This is a genomic window from Prevotella sp. P3-122, assembly GCF_002251365.1.
Classification (GTDB): Bacteria; Bacteroidota; Bacteroidia; order Bacteroidales; family Bacteroidaceae; genus Prevotella.
Genome location: NZ_NPJH01000030.1, coordinates 55,688 through 80,348, shown reverse-complemented (window position 1 = coordinate 80,348; position 24,661 = coordinate 55,688). Strand labels below are relative to the sequence as shown.

Genomic DNA, 24,661 nt, shown 5'->3' with positions numbered 1-24,661 from the left:
GGATACATTATATAATATATAATAGACAAAAAAACCAGTTACTGTAAGTTGCCACGAAAAATATTCTACATATTGTTTTCCGTCATATTCCTCTGTTCGGCATGTGAGCTGAAGCTCAAGCCCTATGACGACAACGATGAGTACTCACTCATCGAGGTTTCTCGTTATGACAGGCTTGAGAGCAGGTATCTCACAACGGGTGACTTCTCGGCCTTGCAGCAGATGAACATGGACTATCCCATTGAGACGAGGACTCTCGTGGAGAAGATGCTCAGGCTCGGAGAGGTAAGCGACCCCGACATCAGCACTCGTTTTCTGCGTTTCTATCAGGACTCCGTCTTGCAGACACTCATAGCCGACGTGGAGGCGGAATACGCCAACATGAACGACATAAACATGCGGTTCCGCAAGTCGTTTGACAAGCTTACCGAGTTGCTTCCCAACCTTCCGGTCCCCAATATATACGCACAGATAGGTGCTCTGGACCAGAGCATCGTCATAGGCGAGAAGATGATTGGTATCTCGCTCGACAAGTATATGGGGGCAGACTATCCTCTTTATCAGAAATACTACACGGCCGACCAGCGCAAGAGTATGACCAGGAAGTATATCGTTCCCGAAAGCCTTGCCTTCTACCTTCTCAGCATCTATCCGATGGACAATTACGACAGCCGCACGCAGATAGAGAAGGACCTGCACATGGGCAAGGTCATGTGGGTAGTCAACAAGGCGTTGGGAGAGACATTCTTTGACACCCCCTACGTTCATGCCGTTGGCCGCTACGTTCAGAAACACCGCCTTGAGGTTTCTGATCTTCTTGCCGATGATGACTATTCACACTTCCCCACTGTCCGCGGAGGCAAGTAGGCGGTTTCTCAGCAGGTTTGTGAACTCGTAGTTCTTCAGTCCCCACTTAGGAGCTATCAGCAGCTCGGGTGGCGACTGGCTGACAAACCGTTCCAGTACGAGGTCTCTGCGCAGCAGCCTGATATATTTCGTTATTAGGTCGAGGTATTCCTCTACGCTATACACATGAAACGGGTTTCTTGCGTATTCCTCCGCAAGCCGTGTGCCTTTTATTACCTGCATCTGATGGATTTTCAGCACGTCGAGTGGCAAGGCCGATATTATCGGTGCCTGCCTCAGGCTCTCGCCGGCATCCTCGCCCGGCAGTCCCAGTATGATATGTCCCCCCGTCAAAATGCCCCTTTCGTGCGTCTTCTCGATGGCCTGCCTGCTGCACTCGAAGGTGTGTCCTCGGTTTATCCTTCTCAGCGTCTCGTCATTGGCCGACTCTATGCCATATTCCACCATCACGAAGGTTTCCCTGCTCAAGTCAGAAAGATAGTCGAGTAGGGAGTCGTCGATGCAATCGGGACGTGTGCCGATGACGATGCCTACGATGCCGTCGACAGACAGCGCTTCGCCGTACAGTGATTTCAGGCGGTCTATCCCGGCATAGGTGTTGGTGTAAGCCTGAAAGTAGGCCAGATATTTCATGTCCGGATATTTCCTTGCAAAGAATGCCTTCCCGTCCTCCAGCTGCTCCGTGACGCTTTTGCTGCTGTTGCAGTATGCGGGGTTGAAAGTGCGGTTGTCACAGAACGTGCAGCCGCCCGTCGATATCCTTCCGTCTCTGTTCGGACAGGAGAACCCGGCGTCGACAGACAGTTTCTGTACCCTGAACTGGAAGCGGCTCCTTATCCATGTGCCAAAGTCGTAGTATGGTTCTGCCATGTTTTAATGTGAGTTAATCGGGACAATCATTGTCCTCTTTTCTTGCAAAGTTACGGATTTTTGTTTAACTTTGCGCTATATTTGCCTGAAACTTAAAATAATTAATCATATATGAGGAAACTATTCATTTTTTGTTCTATTATGCTTATGGCCACATCGTCTGTCATGGCAGCCGGCAAGATAGACCTGAAGTCGGTTACCGACGGTACTTTCGCGGCTAAGCGCATCAGCGGCATAGACCCTCTGAAAGGCACCGACCAGTATGCGCAGATCTCGCAGGACGGGAAACAGATTGTGCAGTATTCGTTCCGCACGGGCAAGCAGACCGCCGTGCTCTTCGACGTCAGCAACACCGTTGGCGAGAAAATCGACGCCTTCGACGGCTACATACTCTCTCCCGACGGCAAGCGCATGCTCATACGCACACAGACGGAGCCTGTATACCGCCGCTCCTACAAGGCGGTATTCTATATCTACAACATGCAGAGCCACCTGTTGCAGCGTCTCTCCGACGGAGGCCCGCAGCAGGTACCCGTATGGTCGCCCGACGGCAACCAGGTGGCATTCGTACGCGACAACAACATCTTCCTCGTCAAGCTGCTCTACGACAATAGCGAGAGCCAGGTGACCACCGATGGCAAGTTCAACCATGTCATCAACGGAATACCCGACTGGGTGAACGAGGAGGAGTTCTCCTACAACTCCGCCCTTGAGTTCAATGCCGACGGCACAATGCTCTTCTGGACGAAGTTCGACGAGAGCAACGTAAAGACATACTCCTTGCAGATGTTCCGCGGCATGAAACCCTCCAAGGACGAATACGAGGTCTATCCCGGCGACTACAGCTACAAGTACCCCAAGGCAGGCGAGGACAACGCAAAGGTGTCGGTATGGAGCTTCGACATCAAGACCAAGAAAACGCAGAAGATGCAGGTACCGCTCGATGAGGACGGATATATACCGCGCATCAAGCGCACCAGCGACCCGGAGAAGATGGTTGTCTATACCATGAACCGCCACCAGGACGTGCTCACGCTCTACACCGTCAACCCGCGCTCTACCGTCAGCCAGATGCTCTTGCAGGACAAGGTTAGCAAGTATATCAAGGAAGAGGTGGTGGCAGCCGTAACCATCGGTCCCGACCATATCCTCATGCCGAGCGACCGCGACGGCTTCATGCGCATATATCTCTACGACATCAACGGCCGCCAGCAGAGGGTTGTAGGTGGTGACTTTGACATAACGGCCATCTACGGTTACGACAGCAAGACGGGCGACATCTATTACCAGGCGGCAGCACTCAACCCGCACGACAGGCAGATATACGTCAGCCACAAGAACGGAAAGACTCAGAGACTCACCGACAAGGAGGGATGCAACTATGCCGTATTCTCGGGCGACTTCAGGTATTTCGTCAATACTTGGAGCGACTATGACACCCCTTATATATATAGTACGCGCGATAACCAGGGAAAGGTGATAGCCACCAACCTCGACAACGCTGAGCTGAAGAAGAAAATTGCCGACTATGGATGGACGAAGAAGGAGACTTTCTCGTTCACCACTTCCGAGGGCGTAACCCTCGACGGATGGATGGTAAAGCCGGCCAATTTCGACCCCTCACGCAAATATCCAGTCATCATGTTCCAATACAGCGGACCGGGCAACCAGCAGGTGATGAACTCATGGAACGCCGGCTCGATGGGGCAGGGTGGTGCCTACGATATGTACCTTGCCCAGCAGGGATATATCGTAGTGTGCGTTGACGGACGCGGCACTGGCGGACGAGGAGCTGACTTCGAGAAGTGCACATACCTGCATCTTGGAAACCTCGAAGCACGCGACCAGGTGGAGACGGCACTATACCTTGGCACACTTCCGTATGTCGACAAGGACAACATAGGCATTTGGGGATGGAGCTACGGAGGCTATTGCACCATTATGAGCATGAGCGAGGGACGGCAGGTATTCAAGGCCGGAGTGGCAGTGGCTCCTCCAACCTCTTACCGCTTCTACGATACCATCTATACAGAGCGCTACATGCGCACTCCTAATGAGAACCCGGAGGGATATGACGACAACGCCTTCTCACGTGTCAACAACCTCTCTGGCGCACTGCTCCTCTGTCACGGACTGGCCGACGACAACGTTCACCCGCAGAACACCTTCGAGTACTCCGAGGCTCTCGTCCAGGCTGACAAGGACTTCAAGGAGAATATCTACACCAACCGCAACCACAGCATCTATGGCGGCAACACCCGCAAGCACCTCCTCCGCCAGATTACACAGTGGTTTGACGAGCACCTAAAGAACTAACAACTAAAAACCATATTGCAACTATGAAACTATTACATCAGACCTGCCTTGCAGCCCTCGCGCTCCTCATGCCAGCCTCCGCCCTGGCAGCCGATGTCAAGGTGACAGTCACCAACGAACAGAAAACACAGCGTCAGGAACTTGTTGAGATTGACGCCCGGACGGTTTATCAGAAACTTGGCATCGCCGAGGGACAGAACATCATCGTCAAGAACGCCATGCGCCAGCAGGTGGCCTATCAGATAACCTACGATGGCAAGCTGCTTATCGACGCGGCTGTGAAGCCATGCGGCAAGACGGTCTTCACCATCACTCCCGGCAATCCCGAGCCCATGCGCTCGTGGGTGGAGGGAAAGATGTACCCCCTACGCAAGGACGACATCGCATGGGAGAACGACCGTGGGGCCTACCGTGTATACGGGCCGCAACTGCAGAAGTCAGGCGAGCGCTCCTTCGGCATCGACGTATGGACCAAAAACAGTCCTGACCTGAACGTGCCAGAGCGTTATTACAAGGACTACGAGGGCAACGTGCGCGGCTACGAGATTGGCAAGAACGGACGGAAGGACGAGTGGATAGACCTCCATACATCATTCCATCTCGACCACGGAAAGGGTCTCGACTGCTACGGCGTGGGACCGTCGCTCGGATGCGGTACGCCCGCACTCATGGACGGCGACAAGCTCATCTTCCCATACTGCTACAGGAAATACCGCATCGTCGACAACGGTCCCCTGCGCTTCACCGTGGAGCTTACATACAACCCCGTGAAGATTAAGAACGACGAGAATGTTGTAGAGCACCGTATCATAAGCCTCGACAAAGGATCCAACTTCAACAAGATGACCGTATGGTACTCTGGACTCACCTCGCCATGCAACCTTGCCTCCGGGGTTGTAGTCCATACCGCCGACACAGAGAGCATGGTCATAGGGAAGAACTACGTACAGTATGCCGACCCCACCGACCAGCCCGAGCGTCACGGTTTTCAGCTCTACGTGGCAGCCCTGTTCCCCGATGGCGCCAAGTGCAGGAAGCTTTTCTACGACAAGCCCGAGGGTGCCATCGCCGGACATGCCCTTGGCATCATTAAGGACATCAAGGCCGACCAGAAGTACACTTATTATTTCGGCAGCGCATGGAGTGAGTACGACGTACGCAATCAGGATGAGTGGCAGGTGCGCATCGACGGCTTCCTCAACGCCCTCGACATGCCGCTCGTAGTGACAGTAGAGTAATATCCTTATGTGGCAGTATATCATATCAGCGATTATCATAACAGCAGCCGTGGCCTGCGCCGCATGGAAAATCTACTTGCTCGTCAGGGGCAAGGCAAGTCCATGCGACGGATGCCATGGCTGTGCGCATAAGGCCGAGGGCTGTGCGCATAAGGCCGACGACTGCTGCGGAAACCACGCCGTCACAGGAAAACCGCACTGTTATCAAAAAAAAGAAGATGAAAAATTTGGTGGAATAAAATAAAACCACTACCTTTGCACCGCATTAAAACAAAGGGTACCTTGTCCGAGCGGTTAGGTACCGGTCTGCAAAACCGTTCAGGGCGGTTCGACTCCGCCAGGTACCTCTAAGGTCAGCTCTATTTTGAGCTGACTTTTTTTATTCTATTTTGCCTCCTCTTTCTTATGCATTCATTTTGGCACAGTGGAAAAAAACATGGGGATGGTACTCCTAAATGAAGGCAATGCTTTGCGTAGGCAGATGCTAATCTTTACTATTTAAGTACCAGATTCTCTTTCGATTGTACGAGTTTGAAGATGAGAATAAAACACTAATCTCACGTATGTACTATCACAAGCGTAAGGGGATGAAACCTCGTATCAGCACGAAGATGAATTGACAAATGTATAGAGCAACCTTCAGATTTAGTTACGGGCAGTACGACCTCGGATGGTTGTACTGCCCGTTTTTAGTTATATTGAAACAAGATGCTGACGTTTTATCTCACGTACTTCTTTCCGTTTCGTATGTATATACCCTTGGCGGCTGATACAGATGACAGTTTTCGGCCACTGAGGTCGTAGATGTCGCCGGACGTGGCAGGACGTGTGGTTGTGACATCCTCGATGCCCGTCGGGTCGCGCCGTGTCGTTATGGTAAGTTTCGGTGCATAGGTGGCAGAGCCCTTGCCGTAGATGTTGCCACCGGCGGCACCATTGGACATGATGAACAGGATGTAGTCCTGTCCTGCGGCGAGCATTTCGTTCACGGCATCAGTACATTCCACTGTCTTGGCAGCATACGTTGTCGTGATGTCACTGTATGTGGCCAGCTGGGTTCCGACCTTGGCTGTAAGCTCGGGTATGTCATCAGCAGATGTTATACGCGGCGTGCCTGCCGGCATGTAGCAGATGTCGAATGTCCTCGTTCCGCGCGAGCAGTTAACATATACTGTGTATTCGGCCTTGGTAACCTCCTCGCCGGCCGGAATGTTGAGCGTGAACTGCGAATAAGCCTGTGCGTACCATGACGTGCCCGAACCCCAGTTGTTGTAGTAGTGTGTCTCGCTGTCAAGGAACTTGCCATATTCGTTGGCACCACCCTGAGAGCTGGCCGTGTGCTCAAGGGGAGCATCATAGACCTGCGTTGTTATGGCTCCGCCCTCATAGATTTCTCCTTCGTTCTTCACGCGGAGCATACCGTCGACGAGTAGGGTAGAGGTTTCCCATTCCAGTCCCTCACCCGGTGTCTGTGGAATGATGTTGAACGAGCCTGAGCCCGTCTCGATGGTAGAGTTTGTGAATACTGGTATGGCATCGCCCCTTCTGAACTGATGCTTAGTTGCACGTGTGAGGTCGAGCTCAAGGTTTGCTCCCTGGCTGATGTTCACGTTGCCGTTCACCCTTACGGCGTTTATTCTGACAGCTTCCTCGCCATTCTCTGCCACGGGGATGAGCAGTGTGCTTCCGGTATTGAAGGTCACGCCACCGTTCAGGGTGATGCTGCTGTTGTCGACAAGCGTGTCACCGGGACATAGTATGCCGCCATTGTTTACCGTTACCTTTCCCTTGAGCGAGCCCTTGCCCTTCAGGGTTGCACCACCGAGCACGCTTACTGCTCCCGTGCCCGTATGTGTTCCGTTTACTACGAGCGTGCCGGCGCTGACGATGGTTGTTCCGCTGTATACGTTCTTGCCAGTCAGTCGCCACAGGCCGGTTCCCTCCTTGGTGATAGACACTGTACCCGAATATGCGCTGTTGAGTCCTGCCGGGAGGTCGTTGATGACTCCGTTGAAGGTCTCGTCGCTATTTGCGCCGCCCACCTGCCATAAGCATGTGAAGCCCTTGGTCTGCTTGCTTGAGCCTCCGAGGAATGTACCTGCGTCGCCAGAGAGTCCGCCGATGACATTTGTGGCGTTGGTTGTCCATGCCACCATGGTGATGCCTCCCTTCAGCTCGAACCGTACCCTTGGTGCGCTCCATTGTGTCTCGTGCAGTAGTATGGTGCCGCTCTTTGTTCCGTTGCCGATAATCTTTCCTGTAAACAGCGACAGGTTTGGCTTGAGGTAAGACCTCAGGTAGGGGATGTCGAGATGCAGGATGCCGTTGCCGGTAACTATTGAGCGGAAATAGCAATGTGACGGCAATGCGAGCGTTCCCTCAGACTCGTCCTCCACCTCCACGGGGAAGCTCAGCGTCTGATAGTCTTCGTTCTTGTAGGCAAACTGCATGGTACCGCCGTCGAGGATTATTTTCTTCCCTGATGAGCCAAAGGCTTTGCAGGCCTTCTCCGTGTCGCTGAGGTATAGCTTTCCGCTCTTCAGGCGTGTAGCGCCACTGTAGCCAAAGAAGCCGGCGTCGGCAACAGACACGGTGCCCTCGCCACCAATGGTGAGCGAGCCATCGCCCTCGAAGACTCCGTTCATGGAGAGTGTTGTCGTCGGCTCTGCTACAGACAGTGTGGCATCGCGAAGTATCCGGGCCGAACGGTCGGAGGATGCGCTCTCGCCTATGTAGTTGAATGTGCCGCCATCGAATACCCAGTTCTGGGCAAACGACTGCGAGGCACCGAGCGATGACGGCTGTCCGCCGTTGGCTATGGTGGCGAAGTCGATGGTGCCGCCATGGGTTACGGTAGCTCCTGTATAGGAGTTCTGGTTGTTGAGCACGAGCTTGCCGTCGCCATCCCTGTTGACGGACGTGCCCTCTCCCTTGATTGCGCTTCCGCTTATGGTAACGGTACCCTCGCCCTTGACGACTACGCTTGCTGGCGCAATCTCGTTGAGCAGAGTGTACATGTAGTTGGTGCCCTTGCCGGCTGTAAGCAGCAGTTTCTGTCCCTCTGCCACTTCCTTAGTATTAGTAACATCAGGCTCGTAGGTGTCGATGTCGACCATGCCAACCTCTAACGGGCGTGTGAGGAAAGAGCACACGTCGGTATAGTCGGAGAATGCCTCGTCAGCACCATTGTGCCCGAATGCCCTCAGCCTAATCTGATATGCCGTTCCGGGGGTCAGCCCGGTAATGGTGTACTCGGTCTGGTTTGCCTCCGTACGGCCAACCTCTGACCATGTGCCGTCAGCAGAGACCTCAAGGGCAAAACCCTCCTCGCCCTCTGTGTAGTCGCGCCATTCTATGGTCATGGTAGTGGTAGTAGCCGACTTCTGAGCAGGCGTTATTGGCTGTCTGAGGAAGAACTCGCGCCGCGAGAGGCTGATGGAGTTGATGTAGTTCTCTATGTTCAGATAGCCGTTGGCAGCCACTGTGCAGGCATCGTCGGCAGCGGGGTTGGTGCCGTTCTCGGTCTCCCACCAGTCGGGCATGCCGTCGTTGTCAGCATCGGCAGCCTTGGTGCCTGCCCACCACTTCCACGTGTCTGGAGCTCCTATGGGGAGTGCAGTCTCGTAGGTGATGAGATTGCCTTTCTTTCCGAACGACATCACCTCGTCTATCATGTAGCAGTCGGACTGGTCGCGGTAGGGCAGTGAGGCACCCACCTCGGGCAGGCTCTTCTCGATAAGCTCCTTGCCATTCCACAAGTCGAGCTCGGGATAAGGATAAGGTGTGGTCTCGCGTGTTGCCGCGCTGTAGCTTGTCACCAACGTTGGATTGTAGACACCGTCGGTATTCTTGTCCTGCCAGTTGTCGTCGGCATAGCAATGGAAGTCGGCGTTTGCGCCTGTAAAGGCGTCGCCGCCACCCGAAGGACCATTGATGAAGAGGTTAGACTGTATGTTGACATACGAGGTACCCTCGGAGTCTCCTCCCATGATATAGGCGCCGTTCTTCCAGTTGTAGACTATGTTGTTGGCAAACTGGTTGATGCCCTTCACCTTATTGTTTCGTGTGGAGTTGTCGCAATAGAGGTTTCTGTACAGGGTGATATTGTCGGCTTGTATCAGACCGCCCGCAGAGTGGGTCATAAGTCCCTGGCCGATGATGGTGTTCTGGATGGTGATGTCGCCGATGTCGCCCTTGCCGTCGGGGTTGATGGAGAATGTCTCGTCGAGTCCCCACGAGAACGAGCAATGGTCGAAGATCATGTTCGTGCCGTTGGAGATGCCCGCGCAGTCCTTGCCCGACGTGCCGTCATGTCCCATTCTCACGCGCAGGTAGCGGCAGATGATGTTGGTTGAGCCCGAGAAGCTCACTCCGTCGCCATAGACGGTGATGCCCTCGCCCGGCGCTGTCTGTCCTGCCACATAGATGTTGCTTGCGAACACTATGCGCGAGCTTATCTTGATAACTCCCGAGACGTCAAACACTACGATACGTCCACTCTGTGACACTGCATCGCGAAGCGACCCCGTACCGGAGTCGTTGAGGTTTGTTACGTGGTACACCTTGGGTGAGGACACAGCCCTCGCACCCTTTGCGTAGCGTCCCCATCCCTGAGCCTCAGGGAAGGCGAGCTGTTGCGCCACTGTCGTGCTATGCGACAAGGCGCATAAGGACAGGGCCAACAGGAAAGTCTTTGATTTAAAGTTCATAGATAAAAAGTAGTTTTGTTTTTAAATAAAATGTTCCGCCTCATACACGCTTACTTAGGAGCATAGCCTACCGGATGGTTCAGCAGCAGGTCGGTGTCCGCATCCAGCTTCAGCTCTGTTCTCAGTATCTCGGAATCCATGGACATTCTTGGCACCGTGTTCAGGCCAAGGGCCGTGCACATTAGCGCAATGTTCTCAGAAACATATCCTGAGTCTATACATCCCATTCTCTCTGCGCCGTTCTTGTGGTCGCCAAACTTCTTGTGGTCGCTTGCGAGCACGAGACATAGCGGAGCTGCTGCCACCGCCTCCTGTCTGCCTGCCACCGCCTTGCGCAGGTCCTTGCCGCTAACATTGACAAGTATGTTCTGCTGCGGGTAATAGCGGTATGCTCCGTCCTTGCGTACGACATAAACCACTATGTCCTGGGCGTTGATGGCAGAGGGTGCCGTTATCTTCTTGCTTTCGGGACGGTTTATGCCGCAGGCGGCCCAAAGGAGCTGTGAGAGTACGGAGTCGGAGATTTCAGTCTCTGCAAACTCACGTGAGGAGTGCCGGTGGCTGAGGGCGTCGCCCAACGTCATCTCCGTAATCATCGACGGGGCTGGGAGTGCGATGTCCTGAGCATTGGCGCAAGATATCATCAGGGCCGATGCCGCAATTGCGAATGTTGATTTAAACATATTATGATAGTCTTATAAGGTAAAACGTCACATTGCGAAAATATTGAAGCCTCCGTCAACTACGGCAACCGTGCCTGTAACGAACTTCGCAGCGTCGCTCATCAGGTAGTGGATGGTGCCGCAAAGCTCCTCAGGGTCGCCCATGCGTCCGAAGGGAGTCTGCCTGATGACATCCTGGCCGCGCTCGGTGTACGTGCCGTCGGGATTGGTGAGCAGCGACCTGTTCTGCTCGGTGATGAAGAAACCTGGGGCAATGGCGTTTACCCTGACGGTCTCGCCGAATTTCCTTGCGCACTCATGCGCCATGTAAGCAGTGAAATTGGAGATGCCGGCTTTGGCCGCCGCATAGCCGCACACGCGCGTCATGGGGCGGAAGGCTGCCATGGAAGAGAAATTGATGATGCTGCCCTTGCCCTGGCTGACAATAGGCTCCAGGAAAACCTGTGTCGGTATGACGGTGCCAGTGAGATTAAGGTTCAGGACGGTCTGGAACTGGGCGGGGTCGAGGTCGAAGAAGTTCTGGTCGGGACCGATGGTCGCTCCCTTCATGTTTCCTCCGGCAGCGTTCAGCAGGGTGTCAACCTTCCCGTATCGTGCCAGGATGTCGGCACGGTTCTGCTCAAGTGTTTCCTTGTTCATGACGTCCGTCTTATAGAACGAGGCCTCGCCTCCGGCATTGGTGATTTCCTCTACGATGCTGTTGCCCACGTCTTCCTTGCGTCCAAGTATGGCCACCTTGGCACCCTGTCCGGCAAGATACTTTGCTATGGTGCGTCCGAGAACTCCTGTTCCGCCTGTTATCACTACAACATATCCGTTAATGTCGAAAAGATTCTGTTTCATTGTTTGATAAAATTCTTAGTAGGTATGAATGACTGTCTTTTGTTACCGCTTGTTTTTCAATAATCAGCCGTTACTGTCGGAAGTTTACTGGCTGCTTATACTCTATTCCCAGTTCTCTGTCCACCGTCGCAAGTATGCCCTGCACCTGTCCCATGGCGAACATTCGTCCAAGGAAGGAGTAGCCGGCGTTGTATCCCCTGTTCTCGTCGCCAAGCATCGTCATGCCATGGTCCACCCGCATTGGCAGCTGTGGGTTGACGCTCTCGAAAATCCTTGCCAGCTCTATGAGGTCAGCGCGTCCCCCGAGGTGTCCGGCCTCAGTGAAGTCGCCATTGTCGAAGATGTGGCATGAGCGCATGTGCACGAACCATGTCCTGGCGGCGTACTTCCTTGCCAGAGCCGTGATGTCGTTGTGCTTTCCGGCAGAAAGGGAGCCAGCACAGAACGTCAGTCCGTTATGAGGATTGTCCACGGCATTGAGGAACCACTCTATGTCCTCGTCGCAGGTAACGATGCGTGGCAGGCCAAGTATCTGGAATGGAGGGTCGTCGGGATGCACGCACATGTACATGTCGCACTCGTCGCATACGGGCATGATGGCCGACAGGAAGTAGCGCATGTTCTCGCGCAGCTGGTCTTTGGTGATGCCCTTGTAGAGCGAGAGCAGCTGCCTGAACAGCTCCACGGGATGCTCGTCCTCCTCGCGGATGTTTCCGCTTACGAAGCCCTGGGTCTTGACGATGATGTTCTCCACCAGCTGGTGGTCGTCCTCCGGTGTCATAGTCTGCCTGAGTGCGGCGGCCTCCCCAACGATGTCACGGTCCATTTTCTCGCCCATAGCCTTCCAGTCCTGCTCCGCATTCTCGCGCTTCAGGATGTAGATGTCGAAATAGGCGAACTGTGCGAAGCTGAAATAGAGGTTGCTCGTGCCATTGGGATTGGGGTGCAGAAGGTCCGTGCGTGCCCAGTCGAGCACGGGCATGAAGTTGTAGCAGATGGTGTGGATGCCTTCTGCCGCGAGGTTGCGCAGGCTCTGCTTGTAGTTCTCGATGAGCTGGTCTCTGTCCGGACCGGCATATTTGATGCTCTCAGAAACGGGAAGACTCTCCACGACGCTCCATCGCATGCCGTAGCTCTCGATATATTCACGCAGGTCGCGTATCTTCTCCCTGGTCCATATCTCTCCGTTCGGCACGTCGTGCAGGGCTGTGACAATACCCTCTACTCCTATTTCCCTGAGCATGGCAAGCGTAATCTTGTCATTCTTGCCAAACCATCTCCATGTTTTTTCCATTTTGCTGTGTGTATGATATGTTTTAGTATGAGTTATTTCAATATCTCTGCGATTTCCTCTACGCATCCGTCGTTGTCGGCAGGCTTTATGCCAAGCAGCCTGCATAGCAACGGATAAATGTCCACGTTCCTGAAGTGCGGGATTTCGACATGCTTGAAATCCGGTCCCATTGCACGGAACAGTGCGTGCATGTCAAGACAGGCAGGGTCGAAGCCGTGCATGCCTCCTCCCGGCAAGTCTCTCTCGTCAATGATATATCCGAGGTCCGGGTCTACGATTACTTCTCCTACTCTCTGGTTGGTGCCATAGTTGAGCCTTGCCGGGACATTCTCTTTTTTCCATACCCTTGCGTGGTCAAGTCCTTGCAGGGCGTTGACCACCGAGTCGGCAAACCCGTCACGGCAATAGATGTTGGCAGGCAGGTTGCCGTCTATTTTCTCTATCCATTCCGGTCTGAGCCTGCTGGCAATCTTCACGCTGTTGCCGGCTCCAACCCAGCTCATGCCATGGTCAGCCAATACTATCAGGTTCACCCTGTCGGCAATCGGTAATTTTACTAACTTCGCATGGAAATCCGTCAGCAGGGAGTCTATATGTCCGATGACACTTCTTGTCTTCTTGCTGAACGGACCATATTCATGGCCGTAGGAGTCCGGTTGCTCGTAATACGCCATTATCAAGTCCGGGCGCTGGCTTTCCGGCAGGCTCAGCTGTCCTATTACGCCGTCGAGCCTTTCTTCTATGGTCAGCCGCGGTTTCCGGTCATACATATAATATGTATTAGGATATTGTCCGCCAATCCGGACATCCGACCCAGGCCAGTAGAATACGGCCGTGCTCAGCCCCTGTTTCTGCGCTGTTACCCAGACGGGTTCTCCTCCATAGTAAACGGGATTAATCTTCTGTTCGGGATTTCCAAGCGAGAAGCTCTCGCCCGTGGTCCTGTCAAGGAAGCTGTTGGCGACAATGCCGTGATGGTCGGGATACAGGCCAGTCACTATTGAGTAATGGTTGGGGAAAGTCTTCGAGGGGTATGATGGTATCAGAGCGGACTTCACGCCCTTGTCGGCCATCATGTCCATAAATGGAGTGTCGTACCATTCAGGATAGTCCCACCTGTAGCCATCGAGGGAAATGACCACAGTATAATGCTTCTGAGCCGTTGCCGTACAGAATACTGACAACGCCAAAAAATAAATAAATGCAAGTTTCTTCATTATGCAGTTCTTAGTCTTTTTCTTGTTTGCAAAGGTAGCTTAAAAAAACAAAAGAAACAAGCATATAACAATTTTTTTTGAAAAGGAGGCGTTTAACAAGCCTATGAGGTCAGGACTTAGTTATCAAACACCACTCAACATTCCCGAAGAGCCAAAAAATGAGCACTATAGGGGAGGTTAAGTTTTTTTAATATATTTTTTTCTCAAAAATTCGGTTATATAAAATCTTTTCTTTAATTTTGCGAAAAATTCTAAGAACTAATCAGTAATCATTTCTATGGGTAAGTACAACATCACAGAGCGTAAAGAGAAAGAAGCAGCCTATCGCACATTGGTAAGCCCCAAGCTCATGGACGAGCTTAAGGAGAAAATTCTTGAAATCATTCTTATTCAGAAGAAATATAAGGATAAGGATTATTCGGCCAAGAAGCTGGCAGAAGACCTCGGGACAAACACCCGTTATATCTCTGCCGTGGTAAATGTCAGGTTCCACACCAACTACACGTCCTTCGTCAATAAGTTCCGCATAGAGGAAGCCATGACGCTGCTTGTGGACAAGCGTTACCAGGACCTGAACATGGAGGACATCTCTGACATGGTGGGCTTCGCTAACAGGCAGTCCTTCTACGCCTCGTTCTACAAAATCAACGGCATGACCCCACGTGACTACAAGATGAACCATCTCGCACAGCATCCGTCACTGCTGGAGAAGCCAAAGAAGCGCGGCAGGAAGCCCGGCTCTAAAAACAAAGCGAAAAATGACACAACACAAGACAACAACGCATGACGACAACTCCTTCTGCTATAGCGGCGAGCGTTTTGCCGACATACAGATGCTCAGATACCGTCTGAATGGTTTCGACGAGCTGCCGTTACAGAAGAAGAAGTACATATACTATCTGAGTGAGGCAACATTGGCCGGTAGGGATATCACTACCGACCAATTTGGTTTTTATAACCTGCGTATCAGGAAAGCCCTTGAGGCCATATACCAGCACTACGACGGCGACAGAGCCGACGCTGAGTTCCAGGCAATGGAGACATACCTCAAGCAAGTATGGTTCTCCAACGGCATATACCACCATTATGGTTGCGGGAAGTTCACCCCTGGCTTCACTGAGCGTTTCTTCCGCCAGGCCCTGAGCAGCATCAGTCCGTCACTGCTGCCATTGGCCGATGGCGAGACAGCAGAGTCCTTGCTCGACATACTCGTCCCTATAATCTTCAACCCCGACATCCTGCCCAAGCGCGTCAACAAGGCTGAAGGCGCAGACCTCGTATTGACCTCAGCATGCAATTATTATATAGGTGTAAGCCAGGCCGAGGTTGAGGAGTATTATGGCAAGCTCAAGGAGCAGGCAGGAGAGAGACCACCTTCGTTCGGGCTTAACTCACGGCTGGTGAAGACAGACGGAGTCCTGCGAGAAGAACTCTGGACGGCCAACGGACTCTACTCCCCCGCCATAAGACACATCATCGGCTGTCTTCGCAAGGCGGCAGACCATGCTGAGAACGAGCAGCAGAGACATGTTATAGCCTTGCTCATAAGCTACTATGAGACAGGCGATTTGCATACTTTTGATGAATATTCCATCCAGTGGCTCAAGGAGCAGGAGGGAATGGTCGACTTCATCAACGGCTTCATCGAGGTCTATGGCGACCCTCTCGGCATAAAGGCCTCCTGGGAAGGCATCGTTGAATACAAGGACTTGGAGGCCACACGCCGCACACGGGCCATCAGCGACAATGCCCAATGGTTCGAGGACCATTCCCCCGTTGACCCCCGATTTAGGAAGAGCACCGTGCGTGGCGTGACGGCAAATGTCGTTTGCGCGGCAATGCTCGGCGGCGACGAATACCCCTCCACGGCCATAGGAATAAATCTTCCCAATGCCGACTGGATAAGGGCCGAGCACGGCTCGAAGAGCGTAACCATCGGCAACATCACGGAGGCCTACAACAAGGCCGCACATGGCAACGGCATGCTCGAGGAGTTTGTAATTGACAGAGAGACCCTCGACATAATCAACCAGTATGGCGACCTGTGCGACGAGCTCCACACCGACCTACACGAGTGTCTCGGACATGGCAGCGGCCAGCTGTTGCCCGGCGTGAGCGCCGACGCTCTCAGGGCCTACGGCAACACCATTGAGGAGGCGCGTGCCGACCTCTACGGCCTATACTACATTGCCGACCAGAAACTCGTCGACCTCGGCCTGCTGCCCGATGCCGGTGCCTACCGCTCACATTATTATACTTATATGCTCAACGGCCTGATGACTCAGCTGGTGCGCATAAAAGAGGGAGACGTCATCGAAGAGGCGCACATGCGCAACCGCGCCCTCATAGCCCGCTGGGTATATGCGCATTCTGATGGTGCGGTAAGAATGGTGAGACGTGAGGGGAAGACCTACGTGCAGATAACCGACTATCCCCGCCTGCGAAGCCTGTTTGCCACGTTGCTGGCAGAGGTGCAGAGGATAAAGAGCGAGGGCGACTACGACGCTGCCCGCAACCTCGTCGAGACCTACGGCATAGCCATTGACGCACAGCTGCACAGCGAGGTGCTAAGCCGCTACCGCCTCCTGGACATCGCACCCTACAAGGGATTTCTAAACCCCTGGCTCAAGCCCGTCATAGGGGCCGACGGAGAAATCGCCAACATAGTGCCCGACTATACCGAGACATACCACGAGCAGATGCTCAGATACAGCCGCGATTACGGGTTCCTATAGGCTGCACGCATACACCATAATACAACAGAACCCACCGTAACACATTAATAACTCATCACTGATGACAGAGGAAACCAACGAGAAACTGAAGGCGATAAAACGCTCGTTCCGCACAGTCATGAACGGCGTTGCCAGCCACTCCATGCGCGAGAAGGGAGTGGGGTATAAGCTGAACTGGGGAGTGAGCCTTGTCCATCTCCGTGAGATGGCCGCCACCTACGGCAAGGACTACGACCTTGCCATATCCTTGTGGAAAGAGGATATACGTGAATGTAAGATACTCGCCACGCTGATAATGCCCGCCGAGAGGCTTCTGCCCGAGATCGCCGACATCTGGCTTGAGCAGACCACGTCGCAGGAGCTTGCCGAGATGCTTGCTGCCAACCTGCTGAAAGATGTCAGCTACGCCCCCGAGATAGCCTACCGTTGGATGGCTTCCGATAACGACATCCGTCAGATATGCGGTTTCTGCATCCTGTCACGGCTCTTCATGAGGGGACAGGAACCCAACGAGCGAGGCATCAACGAGTTTCTCGACCAGGCCGTCACGGCATTGCTGGGAACCTCCGTGGGAGTGAGACATGCCGCATGGAACTGCACCAACCGCTTTGCGGAACTTGGAGAAGACTATGAGGCCATAGCGCAAAAAGCACTGCAGCAGGCTGGCATAGACTTCTTTTAATAAAAACCCTGTCGCACTGCACCTTAGCCGTGCATGGCTACGCGTAGCTGTGCATGCCATCCAGCAGCATGTTTACACCCCAGTATGTTATGGCGACGGAAACCAACGATATCACAATATACAGATGATATACCCGCGGCTGTGAGAATGCCGGGAGAAGCCAGCCGTGCAACGGTACCGCATAAACCATCAGCGTTATCAGTGCCCATGTCTCCTTCGGGTCCCAGCTCCAATAGCATCCCCAGCTGACCAAAAACAAAACAAGAAAGACTATGATCAGACTTTTAATTACATTTCTTCTATATGGAGTAGCTGTTGCCGGTATCAACGCACAGGAGGCTCTGAAAAAAGTATACGACGAGAATGTCGACCCGATGGCACAGATTGACGATGCTATTATCAGGGCTAAGGCTGAGAACAAATTCATAATCTGCCAGGTTGGAGGCAACTGGTGTCCCTGGTGCCTGCGCTTTGCAGACTTCATGGAGAAGGATTCTACTGTTAGCCGCTTGGTGGCGGAGAACTTTGTATACCTGCACGTGAATTATAATCCGCGAAAGAAAACCGACGAGACAAAGGCCGCACAGGCAGCGGCATTGATGAAGCGCCTTGGCAATCCGGCACGTTTCGGCTTTCCCGTATTCGTTTTCCTTAATGCCGAGGGAAATGTCATTCACATTCAGGACTCCAGCTTCCTTGAACAGGGCAACGGATATGACACGAAGAAGGTCGTGCGGGCATTTGCCAACTGGACTCCCAAAGCTGTCTTTTAGTTTGAAATTATGGGCAGGGGCAGGACATTGTCCCATTGTACTGCATTTGCCGAGCTGAAGCAGAATAAGTCAACCCTGCGTATGGCGGCCCTACATGGGTTATGTATAGGTGGGTCTACAGTGCCCCATGTGGTGAGTCTTTCCTCCCTTTTCTCTTATCCAGAATAGGGCAGACGATTTCGATGCCTGTTTTTGCCCATCTCAGACGCAAAGCATTGCATGTGCCAACGCAAAGCTTTGCAAGTGCCAACGCAAAGCTTTGCATCAGCCCACGCAAAGCTTTGCGCTAGCCCATACGTTTTTTTGCGGGGAAAAAGCGCATACATTTTGGTGACTTCCTTCCCCATGTTTTTCTATAGAGACTTTACTTGGCATAAGCCATGTTGACATGATGAACAAAAAAAGATACCCTCGAGCTTTTTGCGAAGGTATCTGTATGATGAATGAGAGATTGTATGTTTGTGCGCCTTATACTCCGTGCTTGCGCGAGAAGATGTTCAGGTTGTCTGATGCCTTGAACGTCACCTTCTCGTGTGCGGGTATAGTGATGGCCTCCTTGGTTGCGGGGTTGATGCCCTGTCGTTCGGGCACACTCTTCACGAGGAAGCGCCCGAAGTCGGGTATGGCAACTTCCTTGTCGCCCTCGGTGAGGGTGTCGGCAATGGTTCCGAGGACTGCGTTAACATACTTTGCGGCATCAGCCTTCGAGATGCCTGTCTTCTCTGCCACAATGGCTGTCAGTTGTGTCTTGTTCATCAAGTCTTAGTTTTTGTTCGTTAATTATTAGTTGTGCAAATTTATAAAAAAAATACGTATCGTTTATGTCTTTGGGGGTGTTTTTTTAGTCATTTTAGGTTTAGTAACATATGAAACGTGCTTTAATTTGTTATTATTCCCTAACTTTGCAGCTCAAAAAGATATTAATCATTATTTATAGCAATGCATTTATCAGAACTAATTTTCTTTGGTTGTTTCCTGACAGTCATAGTAGGTATCTTGCTTCTCGACATGCTGGTCATTGACAAGAAGGCACACGAGGTGTCGATGAAGGAAGCGGGCTCGTGGACGGCTGTGTGGATAGTGTTGGCGCTGGCCTTCTCTGTATTTCTATGGTTCCACGGCGACATGGTACACGGCATAAGCAATTTCGACGAGCTGCAGGCTGTGGCCTCGCGCTATGCCTCGAACCTGAAGCTCGACCCTGACGACTATGAGGGCAGCCTGCAGAAGTACCGTCACTACATGACCATATCATACATCTCGGGCTACCTGATAGAGAAGACTTTGTCCGTGGACAACCTTTTTGTGATGATGATGATATTCACGTCGTTCGGCGTGAGCAAGAAGGAGTACCAGCACGTGCTCAACTGGGGTATACTCGGCGCTATTATTCTACGTTGTGTCTTCATCTTCCTGGGTGCGGCCTTTATCGCCCGCTTCAGCTGGCTGCTGCTTGTCTTCGGCCTCTTCCTTGTCTATAGCGGAGTGAAGATGTTTGTCGACCGCAACAAGAAAGAGGAGATCAGTGCCGCAGACCATCCGGTGGTGAAGTTTCTGTCCCGCCACTTCCGTGTGACCAAGGAGTTCCGTGGTGACAAGTTCTTCGTCAGGGAGAACTCAAGCCTTTATATAACGCCGCTGCTGGTCACGGTGGTTTTCATTGAGTTCAGCGACCTGATATTCGCTTTCGACAGCATTCCCGCCGTGTTCTCTGTTTCGCTCGACCCTTATGTGGTGTTCTTCTCCAATATTTTCGCGATACTCGGACTGCGTGCTATGTTCTTCCTGCTGGCCGGAGTGTCGGACAGGTTCTGGCTGCTGAAGCCCGGTGTGAGCCTGCTGCTGCTGTTCATCGGCGTCAAGCTGCTTATACACGAGTTTGTAGACATCGACGCCATGCTGTCGCTGGCTGTCATCCTGGTAATCCTTGTAGGCAGCATAGTCGGCTCGCTATTGATAAAGGAAGATAAGGGAAGATAAGGGAAGATAAGAGGAGATAAAGGGAGATAAAGGAAGATAAGAAAAAAAATCTGTAGTATTCCTCATGTTACTGCGTCTAACAGGCAGAAGACAATAAAAACATGACAGAACAATGGATCCATTAGAACAGAAATTCACCAAGATGGTGAATGAGCAGAAGTCCACCATCTACACGGTGTGCTACATGTTCTCAAAAGACAGCGATGAGGTTGGCGATCTCTTTCAGGAGATACTGGTCAACCTGTGGAAGGGGTTTCCCTCCTTCGAGGGACGCAGCGACATCAGGACCTGGGTATACAGGGTCAGCCTGAACACCTGCATCTCTGCCGACCGCAAGAAGAAACGCCGCAAGAAGTCGGAGAGTCTTGACATGAACATAGACCTGTATGCGGACAACGATGCTGACACCAAGCAGGTGAAGCTGCTTTATGAGCGCATCAACCGGCTGGGCGTTTTCGACAGGGCCATTGTACTGTTGTGGCTTGAAGGTCTTCCCTACGACGAGATTGGCGACATCGTGGGCATATCGGCAAAGAATGTCTCGGTGAAGCTGGTCAGAATACGCGAACAACTGAAAAAAAAGTAACATTATGGAAATGAATACAGAAAACCATCTGGATATGGAGTCCATGCGCATGCAGCTGGAGACCCTGAAAAAGAAACTTGACAAGCAGCAGATAGTAACCGACAAACTTGTGCAAAAGGCTATGTCGAACAAGATGTCGTGGATAATGAAATTCTTGTGGACGGAGCTGATAGTGCTGCTGCCATTCACTGCCATTGCCTTCTGCAACCTGAAGAGCATGGTACCGGGAATGTCCTGGTATCCCATTGTGGCCATCCTGGTCTTCATGCTGGCATGTATAGCAGTAGACCTGTACGTGAACTACACGTCGGAGAACGACTGGAAAAGTGAGAACCTTGTCAATACGGGCATGAAGCTGCTGAGGATGAAACGCCTGCGCTGGATGCAGGTGGCCGTCAACTTGCCGATAGTGTTTGTGCTCTTCGTATGGCTCTTCTACGACCTGGAGTTCGAGGGCAAGGATGCCATGGTATACGGCTCTGTTGTCGGAGGACTAATAGGTATGGCGATAGGAATCGGAATTCTCATTAGGATGAACCGTACCAACGACGAGCTTATCCGTCAGATAAACGGACTGAAGGAAGAAGACGATGACTGTTAGTCTCTGGAGTTTTTTGAAGATAAGTGGAGTTAAGAGGAGATAAGGGGAGATAAGGGACAATACCGTAGTCAGCACGCGCTGTAAGCGCAGAAGCACATAGCCCAGGGTAAAGCGTAGCGGCACCCTGGGTATTATTGTAATATAATCAATGCGCGCTGTAAGCGCAAAAGCGTTATATTTTGTCCTGCTGTTGTCTATGCTTTTGCCCTTAGCAGGGCGAACATCACCCACATTACATAACCCAGGGTGTCATTTCGCTACGCTACATTTACCCTGGGCTGTGCGCTTCTGCGCCTACAGCGCGCATTGATACAGCGCCTCGTATTCCCTTGCCACTTTTATATAGTCGTGGTGCTTGCGTATATACTCCACGCTCTGGCGCTGCATGGTTGTTATGTCCTCTTGTCTTGCGGCAAGGTCTACGATGGCGTTGTAGACACTCTCGTAGGTAGGAAGGACATTTACAATTGGACGGAGGCGGTCCTCGTGCAGTATGGCATAGTTCTCCGGCTCTCCGCCACCAATACATATTATGCCGCGCGACATGGCCTCAAGCGGATTCATTGACGGCGTGTAGCTGTATAGCTGGTCGAGGATGGCGTCGCTGCCCTCCATCATCCTTGTGTATTCGGCAAAAGGAATGTTCTCTGCAACAGCGAGCTTTATCTTGTCGGGATAGTCGCGTGCGGCGTCGCGTGCGGCACGGAGCATGATATCAGTACCCTTGTATGCCGAGCGTGGCTTGTTGACGCCAATGAAGAGCCGCAGAGGCTGGTTGCTCTGCCGTGGGCCGATGGTGACATCCTTGCTGACAATGGGGAACGGAATGAACTGCGTCTTGTCGGGAAACAGCGGATGATAACATTCATAGTATTCGTAAAGTCCTGCCACGATGCTGTCGCAGTCGTGTGCTATGAGCTCGTTGAGCCTCTGTTTGGGGGTACAGAGCCAGTCTGCCTTCTCCTTGCGTGTGTCAGGAGTATCGCGCAGGGTGTCGCCAATGTTGAAGTCGCCATACCGGAAAGGCTTCCTCGTGATATTCTCGTGCACCCAATAGTAATCCATGCCGAAAGCTCCAAGAATGACCTTCCCGTTGTGCCTGCGCAGGAAGTTGTATATCGGGAACAGCCTCTCGGCCTTCAGTTCCATGAACATCGGATTGATGAGCTGTACGATGTCATAGCCCCTCATCCTTGGCAGGCTTGCCGCAATCCTGCACATGAGCATGGCCCCGCCAAGAGGTCCCTCGTGGCGCGCAAGGTCTATGTCGCGGGGATAGTTTTTCCAGAAGTCCCCGTTTGAGGCAACCGTCACCTCATGGCCAAGAGTCCTGAGACCTTTGGCCAACGTCCAGTGGACATTGCTGTATTCGCCTAAGAGCAGTATCCTCATCACTTTGCCGTCATTAACAAGAGAAGGTACCTGCCAGCCTTGTAATTGACAAGACGGCGGAACAGTGAGTATTTTGCCGTGTAGTGTTTGTCGGGGAGCGGGAACAGCCCCAGTTCGCGCAGCTTGCCGGTGGCCTCGTTGAGCTTGTCGATGGAGTGTGTCAGGCGTGCGGTATTGTAGAGATAGTCCATAGACAGCTGGGCCACCCTGCGCCGCATGGCCATCTTGGCAGCCTCGGGCAGACGCTCGCCAATGTAGTGTAGACGGCAAATGGTATCAAAATGATTGGTCAGCCTTGTCATCACTTTCCTTGGTGTCCGGCTTCCCGTCAGCGACTCCGAATGTAGCCGGTAGTAGTAGGCGTGAGCATCTGTGGCAATGAGCTTCTCAGCCCTGAGGACAAGCCGAGCCGTAAACTCCTCGTCCTCGCAGTAGTTCTGGCCTGACGTGAAGCGCAGGTCGCCAAGGATGTTCCTGCGGAAGACATACGTCCAGACACTGCCCCGAAGGTTGTTGTTGTGCATATACGAGGTGCCCGTCATCGGACCGTCAAAGCTGAAGGGAGTCTCGGTGACAGAGCTGTTCGTGAAATTGAACACCACCATGTCCGGCGACTGGTATCTGACGATGTCTATGCAATGCTCGTAGGCTCCGCGCAGCAGCATGTCGTCGCCATCGATAAACTGTATGTATGTTCCCGTAGCGGCCTTTATTCCCATGTTCCTGGCCTCGGACGGTCCCTTGTTTGGCTGCCGTATATATATAATGTCGTCCTGTATGTCGGTCAGTACCGTTATTGCGGGAGGGTCACTCCCGTCATCGACAATGATAATCTCCCTGTCACTATTTGACAATGACAGGCAGGTAATACTGTCAAGACAGTCGGCAAGCATCTCGACAGGAGTATTGTATGTTGTAACGATGAAGCTGATCAGCGGCTTCTTCGGTAGAACCTGTGTAGGAACTTGTTCAGTTGGCATAGTTTCTTTAGTCCTATTAAGTTTAGTACTTTCTGTTTCAGCGTTAGCGAATAGTCAAACCGGGGCAGTTCGTGGGCAATGCCCGTACGCTCATATACATCGAGAGCGATATTCAGAACGTGGGAATGGTATATGGCGTCGTGGACCTCGGGGAGTACTTGCAAATGAGCTTCGAGCAAGTCTGTCATTGCCTTCCCGTCAGCAGTCTGGGTGATGCCGCGCGGGTTCAGGTAATAATGGTACAGTCCCACGGAGGTGGTAGCGACGAGCTTGCAGCGGCTCAACAGCTGCGGAAGGATGTAGACATCCTCGAATTTCTTGCCCACAGGATAGGTGAGTCCGCGGAACAGTTCCCTTCTATATACCTTGTTCCATGCGTAGGCATGTCTGTATGCCTTGCCTTTCAGCCAGTATTGCCTCATGTCGGCATACTCTGTGTCCTTCCCGAAATAGAGTATGCGCTGACGGGCTATGTTACCGTATTTCTCGTATACAGGATATTCAAGGATGTCATAGTCGGGATGTGAGTTCAAGATGTCGAACAGCCTCTTGTACGTATCTGGCGCAACGGTATCGTCGCTGTCGACGAAGGTGACATATTCGCCACGGGCTTTTGCGAGAGCGGTGTTGCGTGCGGCACTAAGCCCCTGGTTATCCTGGTGGTATAGGGCCTGCACCCTATGGTCTTTTTCCTTCCATGCCTCGCACTTGTCCCTGCTGCCGTCAGTAGATGCATCGTCGACAATGATGACCTGCATGTCATGAAACGACTGCCCCAATACGCTGTCGAGACACCTGTCGATGGTGTCCTCAACGTTGTAAACCGGTATGATGACTGTTAGTTTCATGTTTGCAAAATTACGAAAAAAAACGATAATAATGTATCTGATGATGT

Annotated in this window: 21 protein-coding genes, 1 tRNA gene and 1 pseudogene; 12 read left to right on the top strand and 11 right to left on the bottom strand. The window is 52.5% G+C overall.

Annotated elements, in window-relative coordinates; genetic code table 11:
• Positions 1–48: 48 nt before the first annotated feature.
• On the top strand, positions 49–867 hold the full coding sequence (locus tag CIL02_RS05905) for a gliding motility protein GldB (RefSeq protein WP_170935023.1): 819 nt from the start codon (positions 49–51) through the stop codon (positions 865–867).
• On the opposite strand, the gene CIL02_RS05900 is transcribed toward CIL02_RS05905, so the two are convergent.
• Positions 835–1,737, bottom strand: a complete 903-nt coding sequence (locus tag CIL02_RS05900) for a TIGR01212 family radical SAM protein (protein ID WP_094399873.1) — start codon at positions 1,735–1,737, stop codon at positions 835–837. The genes CIL02_RS05905 and CIL02_RS05900 overlap by 33 nt on opposite strands.
• Positions 1,738–1,848: 111 nt before the next feature.
• On the opposite strand from CIL02_RS05900, the gene CIL02_RS05895 reads away from it, so the two are divergent.
• From CIL02_RS05895 to CIL02_RS05880, 4 genes are all read left to right on the top strand, one after another.
• Positions 1,849–4,053: a S9 family peptidase gene (locus CIL02_RS05895; protein ID WP_094399871.1), complete on the top strand. Its 2,205-nt coding sequence runs from the start codon at positions 1,849–1,851 to the stop codon at positions 4,051–4,053.
• Positions 4,054–4,076: 23 nt separating this feature from the next.
• Positions 4,077–5,291, top strand: coding sequence for a DUF4861 domain-containing protein (locus CIL02_RS05890; RefSeq protein WP_094399869.1), 1,215 nt, complete (start codon positions 4,077–4,079; stop codon positions 5,289–5,291).
• 7 nt (positions 5,292–5,298) lie between these two features.
• Positions 5,299–5,535 carry a hypothetical protein gene (locus CIL02_RS05885; RefSeq protein WP_094399867.1) on the top strand — a complete coding sequence of 79 codons (237 nt, stop codon included), beginning with the start codon at positions 5,299–5,301 and terminating at the stop codon, positions 5,533–5,535.
• Between the two features lie 32 nt (positions 5,536–5,567).
• A tRNA-Cys gene (locus CIL02_RS05880) sits at positions 5,568–5,638 on the top strand.
• A 372-nt stretch (positions 5,639–6,010) separates the two neighbouring features.
• On the opposite strand, the gene CIL02_RS05875 is transcribed toward CIL02_RS05880, so the two are convergent.
• The 5 genes from CIL02_RS05875 to CIL02_RS05855 all read right to left on the bottom strand — a co-directional run bounded on the left by CIL02_RS05875 (position 6,011) and on the right by CIL02_RS05855 (position 14,037).
• On the bottom strand, positions 6,011–10,000 hold the full coding sequence (locus CIL02_RS05875; RefSeq protein WP_094399865.1) for an autotransporter-associated beta strand repeat-containing protein: 3,990 nt from the start codon (positions 9,998–10,000) through the stop codon (positions 6,011–6,013).
• A 50-nt stretch (positions 10,001–10,050) separates the two neighbouring features.
• The gene (locus CIL02_RS05870; protein ID WP_094399863.1) at positions 10,051–10,683 is read right to left on the bottom strand and encodes a SagB/ThcOx family dehydrogenase; all 633 of its coding nucleotides are present in this window, start codon (positions 10,681–10,683) and stop codon (positions 10,051–10,053) included.
• A gap of 27 nt (positions 10,684–10,710) precedes the next feature.
• Entirely contained in the window at positions 10,711–11,526 is an 816-nt protein-coding gene (locus CIL02_RS05865) for an SDR family oxidoreductase (RefSeq protein WP_094399861.1), read from the bottom strand.
• Between the two features lie 70 nt (positions 11,527–11,596).
• Entirely contained in the window at positions 11,597–12,820 is a 1,224-nt protein-coding gene (gene uxuA, locus CIL02_RS05860) for a mannonate dehydratase (protein ID WP_094399859.1), read from the bottom strand.
• 32 nt (positions 12,821–12,852) lie between these two features.
• The gene (locus CIL02_RS05855) at positions 12,853–14,037 is read right to left on the bottom strand and encodes an ectonucleotide pyrophosphatase/phosphodiesterase (RefSeq protein WP_094399857.1); all 1,185 of its coding nucleotides are present in this window, start codon (positions 14,035–14,037) and stop codon (positions 12,853–12,855) included.
• Between the two features lie 277 nt (positions 14,038–14,314).
• Between CIL02_RS05855 and CIL02_RS05850 the strand changes: the two genes are divergently transcribed.
• The 3 genes from CIL02_RS05850 (at position 14,315) to CIL02_RS05840 (ending at position 17,454) form a co-directional block, all read left to right on the top strand.
• On the top strand, positions 14,315–14,824 hold the full coding sequence (locus tag CIL02_RS05850) for a helix-turn-helix domain-containing protein (RefSeq protein WP_094399855.1): 510 nt from the start codon (positions 14,315–14,317) through the stop codon (positions 14,822–14,824).
• Positions 14,796–16,772 (top strand): dihydrofolate reductase, encoded by a 1,977-nt coding sequence (locus CIL02_RS05845; RefSeq protein ID WP_094399853.1) that lies wholly within the window; start codon positions 14,796–14,798, stop codon positions 16,770–16,772. Before CIL02_RS05850 ends, CIL02_RS05845 begins: the two co-directional genes overlap by 29 nt.
• Before the next feature lie 61 nt (positions 16,773–16,833).
• Positions 16,834–17,454 carry a DNA alkylation repair protein gene (locus CIL02_RS05840; RefSeq protein ID WP_094399851.1) on the top strand — a complete coding sequence of 207 codons (621 nt, stop codon included), beginning with the start codon at positions 16,834–16,836 and terminating at the stop codon, positions 17,452–17,454.
• 37 nt (positions 17,455–17,491) lie between these two features.
• On the opposite strand, the pseudogene ccsA reads toward CIL02_RS05840, so the two are convergent.
• A pseudogene (ccsA, locus tag CIL02_RS16665) lies at positions 17,492–17,704 on the bottom strand (cytochrome c biogenesis protein CcsA); the annotation flags it as partial.
• 22 nt (positions 17,705–17,726) lie between these two features.
• Here ccsA and CIL02_RS05830 point away from each other — a divergent pair.
• A complete protein-coding gene (locus CIL02_RS05830) occupies positions 17,727–18,227 on the top strand; it encodes a DUF255 domain-containing protein (protein WP_094399849.1) in 501 nt (166 codons plus the stop codon).
• Between the two features lie 468 nt (positions 18,228–18,695).
• On the opposite strand, the gene CIL02_RS05820 is transcribed toward CIL02_RS05830, so the two are convergent.
• A complete protein-coding gene (locus CIL02_RS05820; RefSeq protein ID WP_094399845.1) occupies positions 18,696–18,983 on the bottom strand; it encodes an HU family DNA-binding protein in 288 nt (95 codons plus the stop codon).
• A gap of 183 nt (positions 18,984–19,166) precedes the next feature.
• Here CIL02_RS05820 and CIL02_RS05815 point away from each other — a divergent pair, with 183 nt between their 5' ends.
• From CIL02_RS05815 to CIL02_RS05805, 3 genes are all read left to right on the top strand, one after another.
• Positions 19,167–20,207, top strand: coding sequence for a TerC/Alx family metal homeostasis membrane protein (locus tag CIL02_RS05815; RefSeq protein WP_094399843.1), 1,041 nt, complete (start codon positions 19,167–19,169; stop codon positions 20,205–20,207).
• Between the two features lie 112 nt (positions 20,208–20,319).
• Positions 20,320–20,793 (top strand): RNA polymerase sigma factor, encoded by a 474-nt coding sequence (locus CIL02_RS05810; RefSeq protein WP_094399841.1) that lies wholly within the window; start codon positions 20,320–20,322, stop codon positions 20,791–20,793.
• 4 nt (positions 20,794–20,797) lie between these two features.
• Positions 20,798–21,394 carry a hypothetical protein gene (locus tag CIL02_RS05805; RefSeq protein WP_141210143.1) on the top strand — a complete coding sequence of 199 codons (597 nt, stop codon included), beginning with the start codon at positions 20,798–20,800 and terminating at the stop codon, positions 21,392–21,394.
• A 294-nt stretch (positions 21,395–21,688) separates the two neighbouring features.
• Here the strand turns inward: CIL02_RS05805 and CIL02_RS05800 are convergent, their stop codons facing one another.
• The 3 genes from CIL02_RS05800 to CIL02_RS05790 are packed head-to-tail and all read right to left on the bottom strand — an operon-like array spanning position 21,689 to position 24,614.
• Positions 21,689–22,786 carry a glycosyltransferase gene (locus CIL02_RS05800; protein WP_094399837.1) on the bottom strand — a complete coding sequence of 366 codons (1,098 nt, stop codon included), beginning with the start codon at positions 22,784–22,786 and terminating at the stop codon, positions 21,689–21,691.
• Entirely contained in the window at positions 22,786–23,766 is a 981-nt protein-coding gene (locus tag CIL02_RS05795; protein WP_094399835.1) for a glycosyltransferase, read from the bottom strand. The genes CIL02_RS05800 and CIL02_RS05795 overlap by 1 nt, the downstream gene beginning before the upstream one ends.
• Positions 23,718–24,614 carry a glycosyltransferase family 2 protein gene (locus CIL02_RS05790; RefSeq protein WP_094399833.1) on the bottom strand — a complete coding sequence of 299 codons (897 nt, stop codon included), beginning with the start codon at positions 24,612–24,614 and terminating at the stop codon, positions 23,718–23,720. Before CIL02_RS05790 ends, CIL02_RS05795 begins: the two co-directional genes overlap by 49 nt.
• Between the last annotated feature and the right edge of the window lie 47 nt (positions 24,615–24,661).